This window comes from Roseomonas sp. TAS13 (genome assembly GCF_001950415.1).
GTDB lineage: Bacteria > Pseudomonadota > Alphaproteobacteria > Acetobacterales > Acetobacteraceae > Roseomonas > Roseomonas mucosa.
Map to the genome: position 1 here is coordinate 1 of NZ_BDLP01000313.1, position 5136 is coordinate 5136.

Annotated in this window: 4 protein-coding genes; all 4 read right to left on the minus strand. The window is 72.1% G+C overall.

Features of this window, described 5'->3' with window-relative positions; all coding sequences use genetic code 11:
* Positions 1-83: 83 nt before the first annotated feature.
* Positions 84-1127: a PhoH family protein gene (locus ROTAS13_RS18915; protein WP_037251295.1), complete on the minus strand. Its 1044-nt coding sequence runs from the start codon at positions 1125-1127 to the stop codon at positions 84-86.
* A 53-nt stretch (positions 1128-1180) separates the two neighbouring features.
* A complete protein-coding gene (miaB, locus tag ROTAS13_RS18920; RefSeq protein WP_075823105.1) occupies positions 1181-2635 on the minus strand; it encodes a tRNA (N6-isopentenyl adenosine(37)-C2)-methylthiotransferase MiaB in 1455 nt (484 codons plus the stop codon).
* Positions 2636-3063: 428 nt separating this feature from the next.
* A complete protein-coding gene (locus ROTAS13_RS18925; protein ID WP_075823106.1) occupies positions 3064-4002 on the minus strand; it encodes a 1-acyl-sn-glycerol-3-phosphate acyltransferase in 939 nt (312 codons plus the stop codon).
* 614 nt (positions 4003-4616) lie between these two features.
* A complete protein-coding gene (locus tag ROTAS13_RS18930; protein ID WP_075823107.1) occupies positions 4617-4994 on the minus strand; it encodes a RidA family protein in 378 nt (125 codons plus the stop codon).
* Positions 4995-5136: the final 142 nt, after the last annotated feature.

Consider the following 5136-nt stretch of genomic DNA (forward strand, 5'->3'; position numbering starts at 1 on the left):
CCGCCATGACGACATCGACGCATGGCCCCTCCCCGGAGCCATGCCCGTCAGCCAGAAACGATTCCCGGGCGACGCCCGGGCTACTACTCGACGGGTCCATCCCTGTCCTTTCCGCGCCGGCTTGCCCTCATGGCTCCGGCCCTGTCGTCCTTGGCATCGAATCGTGCGTAAGCCGCAACGATCCGGCCCACCAGCGGATGGCGCACCACATCGCCCTCCGCGAAACGCGTGACGCCGATCCCCTCGACGCCCTCCAGCACACCCAGCGCCTGCACCAGCCCCGAGCTCTGGCCCGGCGGCAGGTCCACCTGGGTCGGGTCGCCCGTGATCACCATCCGCGTGCCCTCCCCCATGCGGGTGAGGAACATCTTCATCTGGGCCGGCGTGGTGTTCTGCGCCTCGTCCAGGATGGCGAAGGAATGCGCCAGCGTCCGCCCGCGCATGAAGGCCAGCGGCGCCACCTCGATCTCGCCCGTGGCGATCCGGCGCGTCACCTGCTCGGCCGGCATCATGTCATGCAGCGCGTCATAGAGCGGGCGGAGATAGGGGTCCACCTTCTCCTTCATGTCGCCGGGCAGGAAGCCCAGCCGCTCGCCCGCCTCGACCGCCGGGCGGCTCAGCACGATGCGGTCCACCCGCCCCGCCATCAGCAGGGCGACGCCCTGGGCGACGGCGAGATAGGTCTTGCCGGTGCCGGCCGGGCCGATGCCGAAGACCATCTCGTGCCGTGCCAGCATGTCCATGTAGCCCGCCTGGGCCGGGGAACGCGGCGCGATGGCGCCCTTGCGCGTGCGGATCGCCGGCAGGTCGGACAGCGGCAGGCGCGGGTCCTCGGCCTGTTCCGCGCCCTTGACCGCGAAGCGCAGCGCCGCCTCGACCTCCGACATTCCCACACCTTCCCCCCGCCGCAATCGGGCCCAGAGGCCACGCAGCGTGGTTTCGGCGGCCTCGGTCTCGACCCCGCCGCCGGTGACCGTCACCCGGTTGCCGCGGGCGGCGATGCGCACGCCCAGCTTCTGCTCGATCCGCGCGATATGGCGGTCGTGATGGCCGAGCAGCAGCGGCAGGAGGGTGTTGTCGTCGAAGGTCAGGGAAACCGACCGCGTCCCCGGCCCGGCATCGGCCAGGAGGGGACGGGCGAGGGCCTGGGGATCCGCCCGGAGGGCGATGGCGGGGCTGGTCAAGCGGTGGCGTGCTCCGATACCGGTTGAACGGGGTCCAGAAGGCCGGCCACCGGAGAGGTGGCGGCCAGAAGCGTGGCTGACAGTGAATTGGGGTGCGCGGCGTCCAGGCGCACCCTCGCCATCCCGCCTATCAGCCCTGCGGGGGCGGAAAAATGAACCGGCTGCAGCCAGGGGGAGCGGGCGGCGAGCTGGCCGGGGTGGCGCCCGGCGCCGGTGACCAGCACCTCGACCTCCCGCCCCACGCAGCCGGCGTTGAAATCCTGCTGCTGCTCCCGCAACAGGGCCTGGAGCGCCTGCAGCCGGGCATCCTTCTCGGCCTCGGGCACCTGGCCATGCATGTTGGCCGCCGGGGTGCCGGGACGGGCCGAGTACTTGAAGGAATAGGCGAGCGCGAAGCCGGTCTCGCGCACCAGCGCCATGGTGTCGGCGAAATCCTTCTCGCTCTCCCCCGGATGGCCCACGATGAAGTCGGAGGACAGGGCGATGTCCGGCCGCGCCCGGCGCAGCCTCTCCACGATGCCACGGAACAGGGCGGCGTCATGGCCCCGGTTCATGGCGCGCAGGATGCGGTCGGAGCCCGACTGCACCGGCAGATGCAGGAAAGGCATCAACGCCGGCACCTCGCCATGGGCGGCGATCAGGTCGTCGTCCATGTCGCGCGGATGGCTGGTGGCATAGCGCAGGCGGACGAGGCCCGGGATCTCCGCCAGCGCGCGGAGCAGCCGGCCCAGCGTCCATGTCCGCCCGTCCGGCCCCTCGCCGTGATAGGCGTTCACGTTCTGGCCGAGCAGCGCGATCTCGCGCGAGCCCTGGGCCACGAGGCGCCGCGCCTCAGCCAGGATGGCGCCGGCGGGGCGGGAGAACTCGGCGCCGCGGGTATAGGGCACGACGCAGAAGGAGCAGAACTTGTCGCAGCCCTCCTGCACCGTCAGGAAGGCGACCGGCCCCTGCGGCGTGGCGGCCTCGGGCAAATGGTCGAACTTGTCCTCGGCCGGGAAGTCGGTCTCGATCACCTGCCCGGCGGCGCGGCTGGCGCGGGCCACCATCTCCGGCAGGCGGTGATAGGTCTGCGGCCCCAGCACGATGTCCACCCAGGGGGCGCGGGCGGTGATCTCGGCACCCTCGGCCTGGGCGACGCAGCCGGCGACGGCGATGATCGTCTCCTTGCCCCCGGCCGCGCGCTCGCGCTTGGTGTCGCGCAGCCGGCCGAGGTCGGAGAAGACCTTCTCCGAGGCACGCTCGCGGATATGGCAGGTGTTGAGGACGACCATGTCGGCCTCCTCCACCGCCTCGGTCGGGGCATAGCCGAGCGGCGCCAGGACATCCGCCATGCGGGCGCTGTCATAGACGTTCATCTGACAGCCCCAGGTGCGGATCAGCAGCTTCTTGCGGGGAGCGGCGGGAGCCTGCCCTGCCTGCGTCGGGGCGGGTTCGGTTCCGGGCATCGCCATCGTTTCAGTCATGCGCACAAACCATCCTTCCGCCCGGCGGTGGAAAGGCCGGGTCGCGGCGGGGATGTGCGGCCCCTGGATGCAGGGGTCAAGCGACTCCGGAGGGGGGCTGGCGTGCCATGTGCCGCAGCGTCGCGGATGCTGCGGTGCGTGGTCAAGGGTGCCGGCACCCCGGCGCGGGCGGCACGACGCCCCTGTGGAAAGGCCCCGGGGCGCGGCCGGTCCAGGCGAAACGCCTGAATCCAGTGGGTTCCGGCGCCTCGTGCACCAGGATGCGGCGATGGGGATGGCGGGGCGGCGGGGGCAGTCTCCAAAATGTCACCCCCCCGAACCCGGAGCCCCGCCCGGGGCGGCCAGGGCAGGGCCTTGGCGCCCCGGTCCGGGAAGACCGCCGCCGCCCCCAAAACCGGAACGGGCGGCCACCGCCCTCAGTGCCCCGCCGGCCCGTCCGGGGCGGACGGGCCAGCGGGGTGCGGTTCGGACAGCCGGTTCTGCCGCAGGGCGGCCGCGCCCTCCGCCACCCTCCGTTCGGCCATGGCGGAAAGCTGCTTGCGGTTCGGAACATCGGAGGGATGGACGGGCGGGTGCAGCAGCACCGTGGCCCGGGCCCCCGGCAGGCGCGCCAGCATCCAGGCATGGCCGGCGATGCCCATGTCGCCGTACCAGGCGAAGACAGGGCGGTCGATGCGCGCCAGCGGCATGTAGCCCAGTCGGTCATAGACCACCGAGACCGGCTGCACCCATTCGGCCGCATCGGCGATGCCGAGGAAGGAGGAGCGGAAGGGCAGCACCCGGTTGCCGTCGTTGCTGGTGCCTTCCGGGAAAAGGAGCAGGTTCTCGCCCTGGGCCAGATGCTCCCGCATCGCCGCCGCCTCCTCCCCCGTCCGGGCGCGGGTGCGGCTGACGAAGATCGTGCGCCCCAGCTTCGCCACCGTGCCGATCACCGGCCAGCCCCCGACCTCGGCCTTGGCGACGAAGCAGGCCTTCAGCGTGCCGCCGAGCACCATGATGTCGAGCCAGGAACTGTGGTTGGACAGGTAGAGCGCGCGCGGCCCGGCCGGTGCCGCGCCGAGCACCCGCACCTCCAGCCCGAAGAGCCGGCAGGCATTGCGCCAGAAGAAGCGGGCGAAGCGGATCTTGCCCTGCCCCGGCAGGGCCAGCAGCACCGCCTGCACCGGCATGCAGCAGAGCATCCAGAGCAGCAGGCAGAGCAGGCGCCGCACCGCCCGCAGGCGCCCGCCCAGCGGCCGGGGACCCATGACGTCGGAAAAGGCCCGTCCCGGCAGGGCGGCGTGGTACCGCGGCGGCTGCCCGCGCCGGCCCGGGTCGGCGACGGACGGAGAAGCCGGGGCGTCGTCTCCGGACATCACCTCCCCGGACCTCGTTCCCCTCGGCATCGCACCAGATGGTACCGGGGCATGGGAAGGACCGGGCTTTGCGCCCACGGCCGATCCGGCGGGTGACCGGCCGGCGACCGGAGCAGCGGGTGTGACGGCCTCCATGCCCCCTCGCCTAGCGCGTGCGGCGCCGTACCGCAATCGTGCCGCCCCACCCCTTGTTCCGGGAAGGGAAGGCTGGCCTTCCGCGTTGCGCTTCGTGGCTGGCCGCCGGGGGAGAGGCGCCGCCTCTCCCGCCGGACCCCCTCTCCGCCGGGGACCGAAGCCGGTCCCCGGACCCCGGGCTTTCGTGGGTTCCCGTGGTGACCGTCATCCTGGGGCCTGGTCCCTGGGAGCAGGTGGAGAGGCGGGGCTCCCGAAAAGAAGGACACCGTCTCCGCACTGGTGGCACCGGCGGTCCGCCGGAGAGCATGGCTCTCCGGCGCGATCCGGCGTCAGCAAGAGCCAACTCACCGGGTCCAGGGCGCGCAGCGTCCTGGCGGATAAGGGGGCCCGGGGGAAAAGGCAGAGCCTTGTCCCCCGGGGACAGAGCAACGCTAAACATGGAGCGCAACCGGAAAGCCATCACCCTGCCGGACCGCGCCTCAGCCTGGCAGGGCAGCGATGGCCTGGATCTCGAAGCGCATGCCCGGCGCGACCAGCCCGGCCACCACGACGCTGGCCCGGTTGGGATAGGGCGGCTGGAAGAATTCGCGATAGACCTCGTCCACCGGGGCCATGTCGGCCGCGTCGAGCAGGTAGACGGTGGCCTGCACCACGCCGTCCAGGCTGCCCCCCGCCTGCTCCATCGTCCGGCGCAGGTTCTCCAGGGCCAGCCGGGCCTGTTCCCGGATTCCCGTCTGGAGGATCGTGCCATCCGGCCGCACGGGGCCATGGGTGGTGAAGATCAGCCCGCCGCTGCGGATCGCCCAGGCGAAGGGCTGCCGCGGCTCCGGCAGGCCCGCATCGATCTCCTGTCTCATCGCCTCTCCTCCATGCCCAGCAGTTCCGCGATGCCCCGGCCCAGGGGCGAGGGCGGGTCGCCCGCATCGTCCAGCAGGCTGAAATGCGTGTGACGCGGCCTGTCTCTTGATCACATCTACGCACAGCTCCACCGTAAGGCGA

Excerpts from the sequence above, each read along its gene's own strand:
- ROTAS13_RS18925 (WP_075823106.1), bottom strand. The coding sequence starts at position 4,002 with ATGTCCGGAGACGACGCCCCGGCTTCTCCGTCCGTCGCCGACCCGGGC.
- miaB (WP_075823105.1), bottom strand. The coding sequence starts at position 2,635 with ATGGCGATGCCCGGAACCGAACCCGCCCCGACGCAGGCAGGGCAGGCT.
- ROTAS13_RS18930 (WP_075823107.1), bottom strand. The coding sequence starts at position 4,994 with ATGAGACAGGAGATCGATGCGGGCCTGCCGGAGCCGCGGCAGCCCTTC.